17 protein-coding genes are annotated in these 15,199 nt (G+C 75.8%); 11 read left to right on the top strand and 6 right to left on the bottom strand.

Translation table 11 applies throughout. From position 1 onward, the window contains the following. A partial coding sequence (locus tag IE329_RS28525) for a HAMP domain-containing protein (RefSeq protein WP_229927836.1) occupies positions 1 to 818 on the bottom strand: 818 nt, incomplete at its 3' end. A gap of 412 nt (positions 819 to 1,230) precedes the next feature. On the opposite strand from IE329_RS28525, the gene IE329_RS28530 reads away from it, so the two are divergent. The 5 genes from IE329_RS28530 to IE329_RS28550 all read left to right on the top strand — a co-directional run bounded on the left by IE329_RS28530 (position 1,231) and on the right by IE329_RS28550 (position 5,651). After that, on the top strand, positions 1,231 to 2,193 hold the full coding sequence (locus tag IE329_RS28530; RefSeq protein WP_190213876.1) for a sensor histidine kinase: 963 nt from the start codon (positions 1,231 to 1,233) through the stop codon (positions 2,191 to 2,193). 121 nt (positions 2,194 to 2,314) lie between these two features. Further along, positions 2,315 to 3,229 carry an RNA polymerase sigma factor SigF gene (locus tag IE329_RS28535; RefSeq protein WP_190213877.1) on the top strand — a complete coding sequence of 305 codons (915 nt, stop codon included), beginning with the start codon at positions 2,315 to 2,317 and terminating at the stop codon, positions 3,227 to 3,229. A gap of 220 nt (positions 3,230 to 3,449) precedes the next feature. Further along, positions 3,450 to 3,839 carry an STAS domain-containing protein gene (locus tag IE329_RS28540; RefSeq protein ID WP_190213878.1) on the top strand — a complete coding sequence of 130 codons (390 nt, stop codon included), beginning with the start codon at positions 3,450 to 3,452 and terminating at the stop codon, positions 3,837 to 3,839. 186 nt (positions 3,840 to 4,025) lie between these two features. Next, positions 4,026 to 4,493: an ATP-binding protein gene (locus IE329_RS28545; RefSeq protein ID WP_190213919.1), complete on the top strand. Its 468-nt coding sequence runs from the start codon at positions 4,026 to 4,028 to the stop codon at positions 4,491 to 4,493. Between the two features lie 213 nt (positions 4,494 to 4,706). Next, complete coding sequence (locus IE329_RS28550) at positions 4,707 to 5,651, top strand: endonuclease/exonuclease/phosphatase family protein (RefSeq protein ID WP_190213920.1); 945 nt, start codon at positions 4,707 to 4,709, stop codon at positions 5,649 to 5,651. A 166-nt stretch (positions 5,652 to 5,817) separates the two neighbouring features. Here the strand turns inward: IE329_RS28550 and IE329_RS28555 are convergent, their stop codons facing one another. Further along, complete coding sequence (locus tag IE329_RS28555; RefSeq protein ID WP_190213879.1) at positions 5,818 to 6,423, bottom strand: NAD(P)-dependent oxidoreductase; 606 nt, start codon at positions 6,421 to 6,423, stop codon at positions 5,818 to 5,820. Positions 6,424 to 6,482: 59 nt separating this feature from the next. Here IE329_RS28555 and IE329_RS28560 point away from each other — a divergent pair, with 59 nt between their 5' ends. Both IE329_RS28560 and IE329_RS28565 read left to right on the top strand, forming a co-directional pair. Beyond that, positions 6,483 to 6,881: a winged helix-turn-helix transcriptional regulator gene (locus tag IE329_RS28560; protein WP_229927838.1), complete on the top strand. Its 399-nt coding sequence runs from the start codon at positions 6,483 to 6,485 to the stop codon at positions 6,879 to 6,881. Positions 6,882 to 7,035: 154 nt separating this feature from the next. Continuing rightward, positions 7,036 to 7,935, top strand: a complete 900-nt coding sequence (locus IE329_RS28565) for an aminoglycoside phosphotransferase family protein (protein ID WP_190213880.1) — start codon at positions 7,036 to 7,038, stop codon at positions 7,933 to 7,935. Positions 7,936 to 8,109: 174 nt separating this feature from the next. On the opposite strand, the gene IE329_RS28570 is transcribed toward IE329_RS28565, so the two are convergent. The 3 genes from IE329_RS28570 to IE329_RS28580 all read right to left on the bottom strand — a co-directional run bounded on the left by IE329_RS28570 (position 8,110) and on the right by IE329_RS28580 (position 10,006). Next, entirely contained in the window at positions 8,110 to 8,931 is an 822-nt protein-coding gene (locus IE329_RS28570) for a DUF4230 domain-containing protein (RefSeq protein WP_190213881.1), read from the bottom strand. A 276-nt stretch (positions 8,932 to 9,207) separates the two neighbouring features. After that, positions 9,208 to 9,672 carry an ATP-binding protein gene (locus IE329_RS28575; protein WP_190213882.1) on the bottom strand — a complete coding sequence of 155 codons (465 nt, stop codon included), beginning with the start codon at positions 9,670 to 9,672 and terminating at the stop codon, positions 9,208 to 9,210. Between the two features lie 109 nt (positions 9,673 to 9,781). Next, the gene (locus tag IE329_RS28580; RefSeq protein WP_073926429.1) at positions 9,782 to 10,006 is read right to left on the bottom strand and encodes a DUF6458 family protein; all 225 of its coding nucleotides are present in this window, start codon (positions 10,004 to 10,006) and stop codon (positions 9,782 to 9,784) included. A 397-nt stretch (positions 10,007 to 10,403) separates the two neighbouring features. Between IE329_RS28580 and IE329_RS28585 the strand changes: the two genes are divergently transcribed. Together IE329_RS28585 and IE329_RS28590 are read left to right on the top strand one after the other, a co-directional pair. Next, positions 10,404 to 11,000, top strand: coding sequence for a hypothetical protein (locus tag IE329_RS28585; protein ID WP_190213883.1), 597 nt, complete (start codon positions 10,404 to 10,406; stop codon positions 10,998 to 11,000). Positions 11,001 to 11,031: 31 nt separating this feature from the next. Continuing rightward, positions 11,032 to 11,886: a hypothetical protein gene (locus IE329_RS28590; protein ID WP_190213884.1), complete on the top strand. Its 855-nt coding sequence runs from the start codon at positions 11,032 to 11,034 to the stop codon at positions 11,884 to 11,886. 120 nt (positions 11,887 to 12,006) lie between these two features. On the opposite strand, the gene IE329_RS28595 is transcribed toward IE329_RS28590, so the two are convergent. After that, positions 12,007 to 12,855: an SDR family NAD(P)-dependent oxidoreductase gene (locus tag IE329_RS28595; RefSeq protein ID WP_190213885.1), complete on the bottom strand. Its 849-nt coding sequence runs from the start codon at positions 12,853 to 12,855 to the stop codon at positions 12,007 to 12,009. 684 nt (positions 12,856 to 13,539) lie between these two features. Between IE329_RS28595 and IE329_RS28600 the strand changes: the two genes are divergently transcribed. After that, positions 13,540 to 14,403, top strand: a complete 864-nt coding sequence (locus tag IE329_RS28600) for a beta-glucanase (protein WP_373311320.1) — start codon at positions 13,540 to 13,542, stop codon at positions 14,401 to 14,403. Between the two features lie 185 nt (positions 14,404 to 14,588). Then, positions 14,589 to 15,199, top strand: a 611-nt coding sequence (locus IE329_RS28605) for a carbohydrate binding domain-containing protein (RefSeq protein ID WP_190213886.1), incomplete at its 3' end; no start/stop codon positions are given.

Here is a 15,199-nt window from a genome sequence, read left to right on the forward strand (position 1 = left end):
AGTTCGAGGATCTCGCCGCGGGCGTCCACCCGGATCTTCTGCGAGAGGTCGCCGCCCGCGACCGCCGTCGCCACCTGGGCGATCGAGCGGACCTGCGCGGTCAGGTTGCCGGCCATCGAGTTCACCGAGTCGGTGAGGTCGCGCCAGGTGCCGGAGACGTCCTGGACGTTGGCCTGCCCGCCCAGCCGGCCCTCGGTGCCGACCTCGCGGGCGACCCGGGTCACCTCACCGGCGAACGAGGACAGCTGGTCGACCATGGTGTTGACGGTGTTCTTGAGTTCCAGGATCTCGCCGCGGGCGTCCACGGTGATCTTCTGCGTCAGGTCGCCCTTGGCGACGGCGGTGGCCACCTGGGCGATGTCCCGCACCTGGGTGGTGAGGTTGCCGGCCATGGCGTTGACCGAGTCGGTGAGGTCCTCCCAGGTGCCGGAGACCCCGGGGACCTCGGCCTGGCCGCCGAGCCGGCCCTCGGTGCCGACCTCGCGGGCCACCCGGGTCACCTCGGAGGTGAACAGCGAGAGCTGGTCGACCATGCCGTTGAAGACGGTGGCGATCTCGCCGATCAGGCCCTCGTCGTCCGGCAGCCTCGTCCCGAAGTCGCCGTCGCGGACGGCGGTCAGCCCGGCCAGCAGCTGGCGCAGCTCGGGCACACCGACGCCGGCGGGCCCCGCCGGGGCCGGTGCGGGCGGTGCGGGCGGCCGGGGAGCGGCGGCGGGCGGGGACGCCTCCGGCGCCGCCTTCGGTCCGGGGGTGCCCGGGTCGGCCGGGCCACGGCCCTTCGTTCCGGCCGTCGCCTTGCCGGCGCTGGTGTCAGACATGCCGTCCCGCACTTCCCCTCGTCCGCCGTATGGGCCGCGGACTCCGCCCGGAGCGTCTGCGCGCCACGCGCTCGGCTGCCGATCCTGGACCTCAGGAGGCTCGCCGGGGGCCGCGGGGCCGTCCGGGTGAGCCGTTTGGAGGTTACCCCAGGGGAGAGCGGGTGCACTGCGGTGCGCGCCCCCGCCCGGGGGCCTCCGGGGCGCCGCGGCGGACGGGCGCGGGGTACGGCGGCGCCCGGCGCGCAGGCCGTGGCCGCGCGCCGGGCCGCGGCCGGTCCGTACCGGGAGTGCCGCCGGGGGAGCGGTACCGGAAGTGTGACGGGAGGGTCGGTGGGTAGACGCGCCTTCAGCCGGACCGTGCGGGCCCGGCAGGCGGCGGTCACGCCACGGACGTCAGGAGGTGTGTGCGGCCATGACCCTCGAACCGACTCCCGTGGAGCGATCCGCCGGGCCGTTCGCGCATCCGGCGCTGTTCTACCGCGGCACCACCGAGTACGCCGCCGGTGTGGGCGGCTTCGTCCGGGCGGCCCTGGCGGCGTCCGAGCCCGTCCTGGTGGCGGTGCCCGGCGAGCGGCTGGACCTCCTGCGGGACTCGCTCGGGCCGGCCGCCGCCGAGGTGGAGAGCGCCGACATGACCGCGCTCGGGCGCAATCCCGGGCGGATCCTCGCCCGGCTGCGGGAGTTCGCGGCCGGGCACCGCGGCCGGCCGGTACGGATCGTCGGGGAGCCGATCTGGCCGGGCCGCTCGGCGGCCGAGATCACCGAGGCGACCCGCCACGAGGCGCTGGTCAACCTGGCCTTCCGGGGGACCGCCGCGACCGTCCTGTGCCCGTACGACACGGCCGGCCTGCCGCCGGCCGTGCTCGCCGACGCCCGGCGCACCCATCCGACGCTGGTCCGCGGCGGGACGAGCCGGCCCAGCCGGGCCTACACCGATCCGGCGCTGACGGCCGCCGCCTGCGACACCCCGCTGCCGGAGCCGCCCGGGGTCCGGGAGCTGGTCTACGGGCCGGGCCGGCTGGCTCAGGTCCGCGACCAGGTGCACGGCTGGGCGGCCGCCGCCGGCCTCGGCCTGGCCCGGACGGCCGACCTGGTGCTCGCGGTGGGCGAGGCCACCGCCAACTCGCTCGCCCACGGCGGGGGCCTCGGCCGGCTGCGGCTCTGGACGGCCGACGGCCACGCCGTGGCGGAGATCACCGACGGCGGCCGGCTCGCCGACCCGCTGGCCGGCCGGGTCCGGCCCGCCCTGGCCGCTGCCGACGGCGGCCGCGGGCTCTGGATGATCCACCAGCTCTGCGACCTGGTCGAGACCCGCGTCGGCGGTGCCGGCCTCACGCTCCGGCTGCACGTCAGAATGGTCCCTGGCATTCCGTGACATTCCGGGCACTCAGTGGCGGAACCGTGTGGAAGTCGTGAACGTCGGCGGTCTGTCGGCGTGCTCCGGGGGAACCCGGGTACCCGGGTGGGACACGAGGCCAACCGGTGGAAGGACTGCCATGACGACGTCGCTGAAGGCTGCACTGACCGCTGACCCTGGCACGGAGCGCACACACCCCGCCCGTGGGCACGGCGCGACCGCCGTCGACGCGACCGCCCCGGCGGCCGAGGACCCGGGCACCCAGATGATCGAGAACCCCCGCGAGGTCGCACCCGCCGACGCCCGGCAGCTGTCGAAGGCCCTCTTCGTCCGCCTCGCCGCGCTGGAGGAGGGCACCCGCGAGTACTCCTACACCCGCGCCACCCTGATCGAACTGAACCAGTCGCTGGTCCGCTACGCGGCCGGCCGGTTCCGCAACAGCCGGGAGCCGATGGAGGACATCCTCCAGGTCGGGACGGTCGGCCTGATCAAGGCCATCGACCGGTTCGAGCCGGAACGCGGGTTGGAGTTCACCACCTTCGCCCTGCCGACCATCATCGGCGAGATCAAGCGCTTCTTCCGGGACACCACCTGGTCGGTGCACGTCCCCCGCCGGCTCCAGGAGCTGCGGCTGGCCATCGCCAAGGCCGGCGACGAACTGGAGCAGGGGCTCGACCGGGCCCCCACCGTCGCCGAACTCGCCGCCCACCTCGGACTGACCGACGAGGAGATCGTCGAGGGGATGGTCGCGGGCAACAGCCACACCGCCGGCTCGCTCGACGCGGGCACCGACGACGAGGCCGACAACGCCCTCACCGCCCGCCTCGGCTTCGAGGACCCGGGATTCGAGCGGCTGGAGAACCTCCACGCGGTCAAGCCCCTGATCGCCGCGCTGCCCGAGCGGGAGCGCAGCATCCTCTCGATGCGGTTCGTCGAGGAACTCACCCAGTCCGAGATCGGCAGCCGGCTCGGCGTCTCCCAGATGCACGTCTCCAGGCTGCTCTCGCGCACCCTCGCCACGCTGCGCAGCGGCCTGCTGGCGGAAGAGGACTGACAACCCCGCAGCCCCCCGGGCCGCGGCCGGGCTGGGCCCGGGGGCGGCCGCCGGGGTAGGGTTCCGGTCGGCCGCGGCGTACGCACGCCCGACCGGCCCGCACCCGCCGACGGGGGCGGGCGGCCCGCGCCAGGCGCGTGGGGGTTCCGGGGAGCCGGGGCCGTGACGGAGCAGGATGGCCCGCGAGGGTACGGAAGACTGCCGTGGAAGGTGCGGGACGATGGGAATCGGTGAGGCCGGTACGGGCTCGACGTGGCCGGCGGCCGCGGCTGGCCGTCTGAGCGTTGGCACCCGGCAGGTCGCCGGGGCCGTGGTCTGCTCGCTGGCGGGCGAACTCGACCTCGACAGTCTCGGCCCGGCCCGCGAGGCGCTGGAGGCGGCCACGGCCGCCGGCCCGCCGATGCTGGTGGTGGACCTGGCCGGGCTGCAGTTCTGCGACTCCTCGGGGCTCAACCTGCTGCTGCAGACCCGGCTCGCGGCCGAGTCCGCGGCGCTCCCGATCCGGCTGGTGGCCCTCGCGCCGCAGGTCGCCCGGGTCTTCGAGATCACCGGGGCGGGCACCGTGTTCTCGATCCACGACACGGTGGACGAGGCCGTCGCGTCGGGCTGACGCCCCCGGCCGGACGCCCCCGGACGGACGGCCCCGGACGGACAACCCGGCCGCGCGGCCCCCGGCGGTGTGTCGTCCGCCCGGAGCAGGGCAGACGAACCACCACAGGGCCCGGACCGGGACGGGGCAGTGGCCCGGGACGGGCCGAAGTCGACCAGTGCAGAGCATCATGGCGGGGTGAACCAGATGAGTTACCAGACTCCCGGGGACACGGGGCCGGCCCGCCCGGGCCTGCCCCTCACCGGGCAGCGCCGGCGCCTCGCGCTGTCCGGGCTGAAGGGCCAGGTCGCCCGCGGCCGGGACTTCACCCGCCAGGCGCTCGCCGACTGGGACTGGCCGGCCGGCCAGGACCCGCACGGCCAGAGCGCCGCGGACGACGTCCTGCTGGTGGTCTCCGAGCTGCTGGCCAACGCGTGCCTGCACGCCGGCGGCCCGCACGAACTCGTCCTGACGGCCTCCGCCGAAGGGCTGCGCGTCGAGGTGCTGGACGGGGACCCGGCGGTGCCCGTGCTGCGCTCGCCGTACGAGCCGGGCCGCCCGGGCGGCCACGGGCTCCACATCGTCCAGAAGCTCGCCGACCGCTGGGGCGTGACGCCCGTTCAGGGCGGGAAGTCGGTCTGGCTGGAGTTCACCGCGGGGCGCCTGGTGGGCTAGGGCCGGTCCTGTCATGTCCGGCCTCCCCCCTCCCGGACCGGGGCACGAGCCGCCCGCTCCTCCGCGGGTGCCTCCGCACGAGCACGCCGGTTCACCGCACTTTTGTCGGTGCGGGAACCGGAGCCGATCCGTTCACGTCCCTCCGGGCATTGCCCGAGCAACCGGCGGAAGCGGGGAAGCGTGACGGACGCCCGGACGGGACGGCTACGGGCGGTGGCCGGGCGGTGGCGGCAAGGCCTCGGAGGGCTGGTCGTGGCGGCCGCGGTGCTGCTGACCTTCCTGCTGCTGGGGCACCGGGTGCTGCCGAACCGGGTGGGACACCTCGGCAGTCTGGTGGAGACCTTCCTGCCCTGGCTGGGGACGGCCGTACCGGTGCTGCTGCTCTGCGCCCTGGCCGGACGGTCACCGCGCGCCGTGCTCGCGGTGCTGGTGCCGGCCGTGGTCTGGACGACGATGTTCGGCGGCATGCTGTCCGGCGCGGGAACCGCCCCGGCCACCCCCGGGGAGCTGAGGGTGCTTCAGCACAACGTGAGCGACGAGAACCGGGACCCTGCGGGGACGGCGCGGGCGCTGGTTCAGGCAGGGCCGGACCTGATCGCCCTGGAGGAGCTCACCCCGGCCGCACTGCCCGCCTACCAGGAGGTCTTCGCGCGGGGCTTCCCTCACCGTGCGGTCCTCGGCAGCGTCGGCCTGTGGTCCCGCTACCCCCTGACCGGGGCCGTCCCGCTCGACATCAGACCGTCCGGTTTCGCCGACGCCGACTGGCAGCGCGCCCTGCGCGCGACCGTGCACGCTCCCGAGGGCGAGATCGCCGTCTACGTGGCGCACCTGCCCTCGATCCGATTCGGCGTACGCGGCCTCGGCGCGGACCGCAGGGACGACAGTGCCCGCCGCCTCGGCCGCATGCTCGACGGCGAACCCCTCGGGCGGGTGGTCCTGTCGGGCGACCTCAACAGCACCCTCGACGACCGTGGACTGGGCCCGCTGACCTCCCGGCTCGCCGCCGCGCGGTCCGGTTTCGGCTTCACCTGGCCGGCGGCCCGCCCGCTGGCCAGGATCGACCAGGTGCTGTGCCGTGGCCTGCACCCGGTCTCGACCGCCGCGCTGCCCGCCACCGGCAGTGACCATCTGCCCGTGATCGCCCGCCTTCGGTGGTGACGCGGGACCGGGGGCGAGGACCGGCGGCGGGCCTGCCCCGGCTCGGGCACCGTCCGGCCTGCCGGACGGGCGGGAACGGCCGGCTGCTCCGGCCGCCCGGGCGGGCCGGACGTCCGCCCGGTCCGCCCGGTCCGCCCGGCCAGTAGGGCCGCGCCGGGCGGGTGGGTCAGGCCGACGCGACTCCGGTGTGCGTCCGGTGCAGGGTGGGGCGCTCGATCTGGTCCAGCAGGGCGCGGGCGAAGTCCGCCGGGGTGATCCGGCTGCCGGCCTCGGCCGGGGCGACCAGGTACCCGCCGGAGGGGACGGCCTCGTGGTCGAAGTCCCCGGCCGGGCTCAGCACCACCCAGTCCAGCGCCTCGGGTGCCACCTCGCGCAGGGTGTCGGTGCCGGCGCCGTGGGCGAGGTAGAACTCCCGCCACTCCTGCGGGTACCCGGCGGTGTCCATCAGCGGTCCGCCGGACGCGGTCGGCAGGACGGACGCCAGCCCCACCGACACCAGCCGCCCGACCCCGGCCGCCGGGAGTCCCGCGGCGATCGCGCGGGCGACGGCGGGGAAGAACTCGGCGGGGCGCGCCCCGGGGTCGTACACACTGACCACCGCCGCGTCGTGTCCCGCCGCGAGCCGCGCCACCGCCGCCCCGTCCGTCACCTCCCCGTCCGCCCGGCGGACCGCCGTCACCTCATGGCCCCGCCGCCGGGCCTCCGCCACGGCTGCCCGGCCGACCCGGCCGCCCGACCCGAACACGATGATTCGCTGCTGCTTCGTCTCCATGGCCGGGAGCGTAGGGCGGCCGCTGGTTTCCGGTCGGGTACCGGCCTACCGTGTAGCCCATGACGAACCCGCCGGTCCGGCCGGCTCCGCTGGACCCCGAGATGTTCGACCCCGTCTGCCCGTCCGCGCTGGTGCCGTTCCGGGTGGGCGACAAGTGGGCCACCCTGATCCTGCGCTGCCTGGAGGACGGCCCGCGCCGGTTCTCCGAGCTGAAGGTCCCGCTGCGCGGGATCACGGCCAAGTCGCTGACCCAGTCCCTGCGTGCGCTGGAGCGGGACGGCTTCGTGGCCCGGACGGAGCAGGAAGGGGCGGTGCGGCGGGTCGACTACGCGCTGACCACGCTCGGCCGGGGCCTGCTCGGCCCGCTCGACACGGCCTGCGCATGGACCAGGGAGCACTGGGACGAGCTGATCGACGCGCAGGAGGCAGGCCTCGCCAGGGCGGCCGGCCGGCACTGAAGGGCCGGCGGTGGGGCCGGTGACGGGCGATGGGGGGCCGGCAGGCCGGGCCGGTCCGCCCCTGAGAGGCGGCGCCGGCACCGGCGGTGCCCCTGTGTGGCTGCGCCGAAAAGCGGTTGACGCCCCGACAGGTCCGGCGGTCGGATGACGTCCCATGAGCACCCGCCAGCTGGATCCCGGCCCCCGGCCCGTCGACGACGACCAGGTACGCCGGTTGATCGCCGGACAGTTCCCGCAGTGGGCGGGGCTGGCGGTCGAGCGGTTCCCGTCCGCCGGCACGGTCAACGCGATCTTCCGGCTGGGCGACGGCATGCTGGTGCGGCTGCCGTTGGCGGCCGGCGGGGTCGGCGATGTGACCACGGAGCGGGAGTGGCTGCCCCGGCTGGCGGCCGCACTGCCCACCGCCGTCCCCGAGGTGCTGGGGGCCGGGGAGCCCGGTGAGGGGTATCCCTGGCCGTGGTCGGTGTACCGGTGGCTGCCGGGGGAGAACCCCGAGGCCGGAGCGCTGAGCGAGCCCGTGCGGCTGGCCGAGGACCTCGCCGGGTTCGTGACGGCGATGCGGGGGCTCGCCCTGCCCGGGGCGCCGCGGGCCCACCGGGGCGGGCCGGTGGCCTCCCTCGAAGCCGAAACCAGGGCGGCGATCGAGGAACTGCGCGGGATCCCGGAGGAGGACGTCGACTGCGACGCCGTGGCCGCCGTCTGGGCGCAGACGCTGCGGGCCCCGGGCTGGACGGGGCCGCCGGTGTGGCTGCACGCCGACCTGATGCCGGGCAACCTGCTGGTGCGTGACGGCCGGCTCAGCTCGGTGATCGACTTCGGGTGCGCGGGGGTGGGCGATCCGGCCTGCGACCTGTTCCCGGCGTGGAACCTGCTGCCCGCGCCGGCCAGGGCGGTCTTCCGGGCGGCGCTCGGCGTGGACGAGGCGACCTGGGTCCGTGGCCGGGGGCGGACGCTCTCCCAGGCCCTGATCGCGCTGCCGTACTACCGGCGGACGAACCGGGCCATGGCGGAGAACGCCCGGCACGTGATCCGGGCGGTGCTGGCCGAGGTCTGATCGCCGGGGCGGTCACGGAGTCGGGCCGGTCACCGGACCGGGTCGGTGACCGAGGCCCCCGGGTGCCGGCCCGGAGCCCGACGGACGGGCGCTCCGGACATGCTGACGGCCGTACCGGTCGCGGCCGGGTGTCGACGGCTGCGACCGGCACGGCCGGTAAGGGGGGCGGACCGCTCAGCCGACGACGGTGACGTCCACCGTGGTGAAGCCGAGCGAACGCAGCAGGCCGACGAACATCGTCCGGGTGTTGGTCTCGGCCGTGGCCGTCAGCACGGTGTCCTTGGCCGCCGTCTGGATCTTCTCGGTCGCCAGCACCTCCAACTGCTGCAGGTTGCCGGGATTGCCGGAGAAGAAGTCACCGATCCGGTCGAACAGTCCGCGCTGTTGCGAGTAGACGTACGACCGCTTCACATCCAGTGCGGTGTCGGCCAGTTGGGCGTGCGGCAGGCGGAGCTGGACCGAGCTGCGGTCCGCCGACACGGTCACCGCGTCGGCGCCCAGCTTGCCCAGGTCGGTGTACGCGCCGACGGTGCCGGCGGCCACGTAGAGCGTCCGGTTGCCGAGCAGTTGCGAGGGCAGGAACTTGGCGTCGTTGTCGAGGTCGATGATCACTTGGAAGTTGCCGGTGGCTCCGGTGTAACGGCTCATGTCCTGGATGGACTTGAGGAGGACCGGCTGGCTGCGGTCGACCTTCCGTTCCGCGAAGGGGTTGGGCAGGCCGGGCAGCAGGTCGAAGCGGGCCGCGGCGAGGAACACCGCCAGGATGGCCGCCAGGGTGATCGGGAGGCTGAGGTACCAGGGCAGCCCGCGCCGGGCCCGGGCCGGCGCCGGCTCGCGCTCCTGGACGCGTGCCGAGCGCCCCTTCGGGGCCCGGTCGTCCGCTGCCCCGGGGCTCCGTGGGGCCTTGTCCTCGACCGCCGTGGCCTCGTCGGCCGCCGACGAGTCAGGGTCGTGATCGGCTCCGCGGAGCGGGCGTCTGTTGCGGGGGAGTGCCATCGCGTTGTCCTCCGTGGGCCGAGGACGGAGCCGGATGCGCCGCCCCCTCGACGACCTTCTGCCCCGGATTCGGCGTTCCATCAACTGGCCGGTCGCAAAAGGTTTTTGCGGCCTGCTCGGGGGTGTACGACCGGCCCTTTCCAGGCCCGGGGCGGGATCTCCCCGTGTGCGGCGTCCCCGATCGGCGGTGGCCCTGGTCCTGCCTCGTCCGGGCACGTCCTGCCTCGTCCGGGGCCGGACCGGCATGGCCCGGCCGGGGCCCCGTCCGGGCACGGGTCACCCCCGGCCGGGCCGGGGGAGGGTGGCCAGATCGGCCCAGGTGAGACAGAACGGGGCCCGCACCGCGGTGCCCCAGTTGTCGGCCAGCGCGTCGACCAGCAGCAGCCCACGGCCGCGCGCGCTCTCCGTCGTCCCGGCCGGCAGCCAGGAGCCGACGACGTCCGCGACGTCGAAGCCGGGGCCGAGGTCCGCGACGATCAGCCGGACGGACTCCGGGCGGCCCGCGTCGGTCAGCATGTGCAGGTTCGCCCAGAACGGCGGGCGCCCGTACCGGACGGCGTTGCCGGCCAGTTCGCTGGCGATCAGCGTCAGGTCCGGGCCGAGCTCCGGCAGGAACCAGTCGCCCAGCTGGCCGGACACCCGGGAGCGCAGGGCCTGCGCCGCCCTGCCGTCCGGCGGCAGCCGCCACAGGTCGGACTCCGCCCGGCAGGGCCGGCGGTCGGGGACGACGAGTGCGGTCATGGCAGCCTCCGCCCGGTATTCGTCGCCGCCGCCCGGCCGGACCGGTCCGAGTGGCGGCGCCGGCAGGTCTCCCGGTGCCGTGCTCCGGGGGCCGGGGCGGGCCCAGCGGTCACGGCGCGTCGTAGCGCTGACCGTCCTCGATCACCGTCGTGGCGTGCCCGCCCGAGAACCGCCGGCGCCGCAGGACGCTCACGTAGCAGCACAGGCCCAGCAGGCCCGCCGCCATCAGCACCAGTCCGACCACGTGCAGGTTCACTCCGGAGAGATGCCAGTCGACGCCGAAGGTCAGGATCGCGCCCGCCGCGAAGATGAGGACACAGCCGCCTATACCCATGGGAACCACCTCTTGGATCGCATACCGTCACGAACGTGTCGGGGCACCGCCTACCCAGCCCGCCGGGGGACACACGTCCGTTCCGCCGGACGGCTGCCGGAGCCGCCGGACGGGGCACCCCACCGCCCGCGGAGCTGCCGTACGTCCGACCGGGTGCCCGCCGGCGGGGCCCGGTCGGACGCGGGGCTGGGCAACCCCCGGGCAGCCGATGGCCGTCCGGCAGTCCACGGCCGTCCGCCGGGTCCTGACCGTCCGGCAGGTCCTGGCCGCCCCACGACCGACGGTCGGCGACCGACGTCCGGTGGCGGCCGGGCAGGGGCCGGGTTTGGGAACGGGCAGCGGGGTTATGCGCTCCCCAGCCGGAGCCGAGTCCGGCGGGATCGGGAGAGGAGCTGGGATGAGCGTGCTGGTCATCCTCATGGTGTGTCTGCTCGCGGTGGTGGCGGCCGGCGCCCTCGCCGCGCCACGACTGAGGACCAGGCGGCTGCGCGAGCGCTTCGGACCGGAGTACAGCCGCGCGGTGCTCGGCCACGGTGGTGACGTCCACGCGGCCGAACGGGAACTCGCCGACCGGCTGAAGCTGTTGCGCGGAGTGGAGCTCACCCCGGTGGACGCCGCCGAGCGTGAGCTGACCGAGCGGGAGCTCGCCCGGATCCAGGAGCTCTTCGTGGACGACCCCGGTACCGCCGCGGCCGACGCGGACCGGCTGCTGAGCGCCCTGCTGGACAAGGTCGGCTACCCCGAGAAGGGCCGCCTGGGCGCGGTCTCCGTCCATCACGGGGAGTTCGTGCCCGGGTACCGCGCCGCGCGGTCCACGTTGGAGCGGGCGCAGGCGACCCGGACCGGGACGGAAGAACTCCGGACCGCCCTGATCGCCCTCCGTGAGCTCACCCTGGACGTGCTGCGCGCCGAGTACCCGGCGGGCCGGAGCCGCGCCGTGCGGCCCGGCAGGATCACCGCGGCCCCGGCCGGGCCGACGCCGTCCGCCGGCTGACCTGACGACCAGACCCGAGGAGGAGAGCACCATGCCGGAGAAGAACAGCGCACGCTTCGACGACGACCCGGACAGCAGGACCGCCGGCACCGGCGGCGAGGACCGTCGTCCGGAGGCGGGTCGTTCGCAGGACCCTCGTTCGCAGGCCCGTCTTTCGCAGGCCCGTCTGTCGAAGGACGACGGACCGGGGGCGCGTGGGTCGGATGCGCGCCGGTCGGACGTACGGGCATCGGACGTCCGCGGATCCGATGTCCGTCGGTCGGACGTCCGCGAGTCGGACGTCCGCGAGTCGGAGGACCGGGCGACGGAGGCGCGTACCGCGGAGGAGCCGAGGCATCCGGAGCGCCCGGCCCACGAGCCGCGCCGGCCCGAGCAGCGACGGACGGACGAGCAGCACCCCGACGCCGGAGGCGCGGAGCGGCGGACCACCGACGAGCACCGGGGTGACGACGAGCCCGGGGCCGCTCCCGCCCTCCGCAAGCCGGCCGCCGAGCCGGTGATCCCACGGCAGCCGACCGGGTCCGACGCACTCGACAGCCGGCCCGGGATCCCCGCCGCGTCGGTGCCCGGGGCCGGGACGGGCCCGGCGGGGGCGGACACTCCCCACGCGCCGGGCCTCTGGCTGGAGACGGCGCAGGTCCAGCGGCTCTCCGCACAGTGGCGGGCCGTCCAGACCGGGTTCGTCGACGACCCCAGGGCGGCGGTGGAGCAGGCCGACGACCTGGTCGGCAAGGCCGCCGACCTGATCGCCGAATCGGTGGGCGAGAACCGCCGCAGGCTGCGCGCCGCGGGCGGCCCGACCGAGGACAGCGGCATCCCGACCGAGGAGCTCCGGCTCGCGATGCGGGAGTACCGCACCCTGCTGGACCGGCTGCTCGCCTCCTGAGCGGCCGCGCGGCGACCGGTTCCGCCGAGGTCCCGACCTCGGCGGAACCGGTCGCCGCGCGTTCCGGGGGTGGGGCGGCCCGGTGCCGCCGGGCGGCCGCCGGCCACCGGCCGGTGGTGCTCAGGGCTGCCGGGGCCGTCCGACCGCCGACCGGGCGGGGCCCCCGGGGGCTCCGTCAGCAGGGGCCCGGCCCCCTGGCTCCTGGCCCGTGCGAAGCCGGTCCGCCCCGGCGCCGGCCCGTCGGGCGGCTGCGCCCACCAGGCCCTCCACCAGGGCCGCGACGCAGGACTCCAGGTCCCCGCCGGGCGGCAGCCGAGGCGGGCGTCCCGCCACGGCCCGGTCGGCGAAGCCGGTGTCGAGGTGGGGAAACCGGGCATCGAGGACGGTCACCCGGTTTCTGCGCTGCTCCAGGCGGACGGCATCCAGCCAGGCGCCCAGGGCCGCCTTCGACGCGCTGTAGCCGGCCATCCCGGCCGAGGGCCGGGAGGCGACCACCCCGGTGACCGCCGCCAGCGCGCCCCCGGGGCCGATCTGCCCGAGGGCCCCGCGCAGCACCGCGATCGGGGCCAGCGCGTTCACGGTGAAGAGGTGCTCGTCCAGGACGTCCGAGGACTCCTCGGCCCGTCCGAAGGCGACCGTCCCGAAGGCGGTCACCACCGCGTCGAGGCCGCCGAGGGCGGTGGCGGCCCGGGCGCCGAGCAGCCCGCAGCCCGCCAGGTCGTAGGCGTCGAAGGCGAGGGCCGGGCAGCCGCCGAGCCGGGCGGAGACGGCCGCCAGCCGTTCCGGGTCGCGCCCGGCGACCGCGACCTCGGCCCCGGCGGCCCGGACCGCGGTGGCCACGGCGCCACCGATCACCCCGGTCGCGCCGACCACCAGGATCCGCCAGTTCCACGGCTCCGGGTTCCACGGCTCGGGGCCGTCGGCGGGCTCCGTCGGCGGCGCGCCTCGCAGGCCGTCGGTCTCGTTCATGCCGGACTCATCGTCCTTCCGTGATGGGGCGGGGTGATCGGGGTGGTGCGCTCGCGGGTGGGGTTCCGACGGTGCTCGGGGGCCGGATCACGGCCCTGGTGCCGAGGCCTCGGCCCGGGTGCGACGGGGCGGGCGGGACGACGCCTGCCGCCCCGGGGCTTCGGCCGACGGCTCCGGGGCGCTGTCTCCCGGAGCCGCCGGCCACCGGCTCCCGACCGGTCTCCAGCCTCTCCCCGGCCGCGCCCGGGAGCCAAGTCGCAACGGTTCCGCAGCGTTTGGGGGGGGGGGGGGATGGTCGCCCCCGGCGGCTCCGGCGTGTGCGCTGGTGTGCGCCCCTTGGCCTGTTATCGGCTGTCAGGGGCACGTTCGGTTGTGGACGAACACGATGGGCAACTAGTCCGGAGTGACCCGTTCCGGCTCCAGGGCCGGGGCCGGGTTCAGGGCCGGGTCCGGGCCTACCGGAGGGCGGGACCCGACCGCCGGTCCGGGGCCGGAGGCCGGAACGCACGGGCGTCCCGGTGCCCCGGACGGACCCTGCCGTCGGCGCACCGCCCGCTCGGCCCGGCGCGCCGGGCCGGTCGGTTTCCGCAGGCAGGTTCGCACGGGCCGGCTCGCGCCGGTCGGTTCCTGCAGGCCGGGTCACGCACAGCAGCACAGGCACAACTGCTCCCGGAAGGAGCGGACATGGGAATATGGTCCGACATCCGTTCGTGGTTCGGGTGGGGCGGCGGCTCCACGGCGGCCGGCGCCCCGGCCGAGACTCCGCAGACCGTGCCGGCTCCGGGGCAGGCGCAACCGCCCGCGACGCCCGCATCGCCCACATCGCCCGGGCAGGGCGCGCAGGCCGGGCAGCCGGCGGCAGGGACAGGCGGCACTGCTGCCCCGGCGGCCCTCGCCGGGACGGTGTTCACCGCCGACTTCTCCTCGGCCCGGCAGTGGGTCGCCGGGCGCAGCAGCGCCTATCCGAACATGGGGCCGACCAACCGCGGCGACCACAAACTCGACTACCTGGTCCGCCAGTACTGCCCGGGCGGGGTGTTCTCCGCAGTGGCCCGGGCGGGTGACGGCCTGTGGAACTGCAACCTGCTCACCACCGAGGGCAGCCCGGACGGCTTCCAGGTCCGGGCCGGGGACGTCCTGCGGGCCCGGGTGACCCTGCCCACCGGGGCCGGGGCCTGGCCGGCGATCTGGACCTGGCGGGACGGTCGCAACGAGGTCGACGTCTTCGAGTACCACCCGGACAATCCCAACCTGCTCGAACTCTCCAACCACATGGGCAGCGGCAGTTACCTGTACTGGCGCGACCAGTCCGGAGCGGTCGCCCCGGGGGCCACGATCGACCTCCGGGTCACCCTGGGCGCCCGGTCCGTGGACTGGTACGTCAACGGGCGGCGGGTGTACGCCGACGGACGCGGGGTGGGGGTCGGGTGGCACGCCTACCTGATCGTCAACATGTCGGTGAGCGACGGCACTTACCATCCCCGGCCGTCCGGGCCGGCGGGCACCAGGCTCTCCTGGGTGTGCCACTCGCTGACCGTCGAGCGCTGACCGCGCGGAGCGGCTGCGGCCCCGGACCGGCCTGCCCGCCGGTCCGGGGCCGCAGCGTTCCCTGCCGCGCTCCGGTGAACCCCGCTGCGGCGGTGGCCTCTTGACGCCGGAGTTGGTCTAGTCCACATTGTGTGGTCATCAGTTCCGCGTCCCGTCGCGAACATGTCCACCTGTGGAGTCCCGCCATGACGCACGCCCCGAAGCACGCCGGACGGCGCCGCACCGCCGCTGCTGCCGCCGCCACCGCGCTCGGCCTCGCGGGCGCCGCGTTCGCGCTGCCCGCCACCTTCGCCGGCGCGGCCTCGCCGGAGCTGCTCGTGAACGGGGGCTTCGAGTCGGGCACCCTCAGCGGCTGGACCTGTGCCGGCAACTCGCAGCCGACGGCCACCGCCCCGCACTCGGGCGGCTTCGCCCTGGCGTCGGCACCCGGCGCCCAGGACCTCGCGCCCTGCACCCAGACCGTCGCCGTCCAGCCGGGCGCCGGATACCGGCTCGGCGCCTGGGTGAAGGGTTCCTACGTCCAGCTGGCCGTCACGGGCACGGGGGTCAGTGCCTCCAACTGGACCGCCGGGACGGCGTGGACGCCGCTCGGCACCACCTTCACGGCGGGCCCGCAGACCACGCAGGTCACGGTCTCGGTGAGCGGCTGGTACGGCGCCGGGGCGATCACCGTGGACGACATCTCCCTCACCGGGGGCGCGGGCACCCCCTCGGCCACTGCTTCCCCCTCGGCCTCGCCCACCCCGACGGCCACGCCCACCGCCACGCCGACCGCCTCGCCCACGGCCACCCCGAC

It is taken from the genome of Kitasatospora indigofera, from assembly GCF_014655955.1.
In the GTDB taxonomy this organism is placed as follows: domain Bacteria; phylum Actinomycetota; class Actinomycetes; order Streptomycetales; family Streptomycetaceae; genus Kitasatospora; species Kitasatospora indigofera.

Bases quoted from the DNA above. Each gene is read 5' to 3' on its own strand.
- IE329_RS28530 (WP_190213876.1), top strand. From the start codon at position 1,231: ATGACCCTCGAACCGACTCCCGTGGAGCGATCCGCCGGGCCGTTCGCG.
- IE329_RS28535 (WP_190213877.1), top strand. From the start codon at position 2,315: ATGACGACGTCGCTGAAGGCTGCACTGACCGCTGACCCTGGCACGGAG.
- IE329_RS28540 (WP_190213878.1), top strand. From the start codon at position 3,450: ATGGGAATCGGTGAGGCCGGTACGGGCTCGACGTGGCCGGCGGCCGCG.
- IE329_RS28545 (WP_190213919.1), top strand. From the start codon at position 4,026: ATGAGTTACCAGACTCCCGGGGACACGGGGCCGGCCCGCCCGGGCCTG.
- IE329_RS28555 (WP_190213879.1), bottom strand. From the start codon at position 6,423: ATGGAGACGAAGCAGCAGCGAATCATCGTGTTCGGGTCGGGCGGCCGG.
- IE329_RS28560 (WP_229927838.1), top strand. From the start codon at position 6,483: ATGACGAACCCGCCGGTCCGGCCGGCTCCGCTGGACCCCGAGATGTTC.
- IE329_RS28565 (WP_190213880.1), top strand. From the start codon at position 7,036: ATGAGCACCCGCCAGCTGGATCCCGGCCCCCGGCCCGTCGACGACGAC.
- IE329_RS28570 (WP_190213881.1), bottom strand. From the start codon at position 8,931: ATGGCACTCCCCCGCAACAGACGCCCGCTCCGCGGAGCCGATCACGAC.
- IE329_RS28575 (WP_190213882.1), bottom strand. From the start codon at position 9,672: ATGACCGCACTCGTCGTCCCCGACCGCCGGCCCTGCCGGGCGGAGTCC.
- IE329_RS28580 (WP_073926429.1), bottom strand. From the start codon at position 10,006: ATGGGTATAGGCGGCTGTGTCCTCATCTTCGCGGCGGGCGCGATCCTG.
- IE329_RS28585 (WP_190213883.1), top strand. From the start codon at position 10,404: ATGAGCGTGCTGGTCATCCTCATGGTGTGTCTGCTCGCGGTGGTGGCG.
- IE329_RS28590 (WP_190213884.1), top strand. From the start codon at position 11,032: ATGCCGGAGAAGAACAGCGCACGCTTCGACGACGACCCGGACAGCAGG.
- IE329_RS28595 (WP_190213885.1), bottom strand. From the start codon at position 12,855: ATGAACGAGACCGACGGCCTGCGAGGCGCGCCGCCGACGGAGCCCGCC.
- IE329_RS28600 (WP_373311320.1), top strand. From the start codon at position 13,540: ATGGGAATATGGTCCGACATCCGTTCGTGGTTCGGGTGGGGCGGCGGC.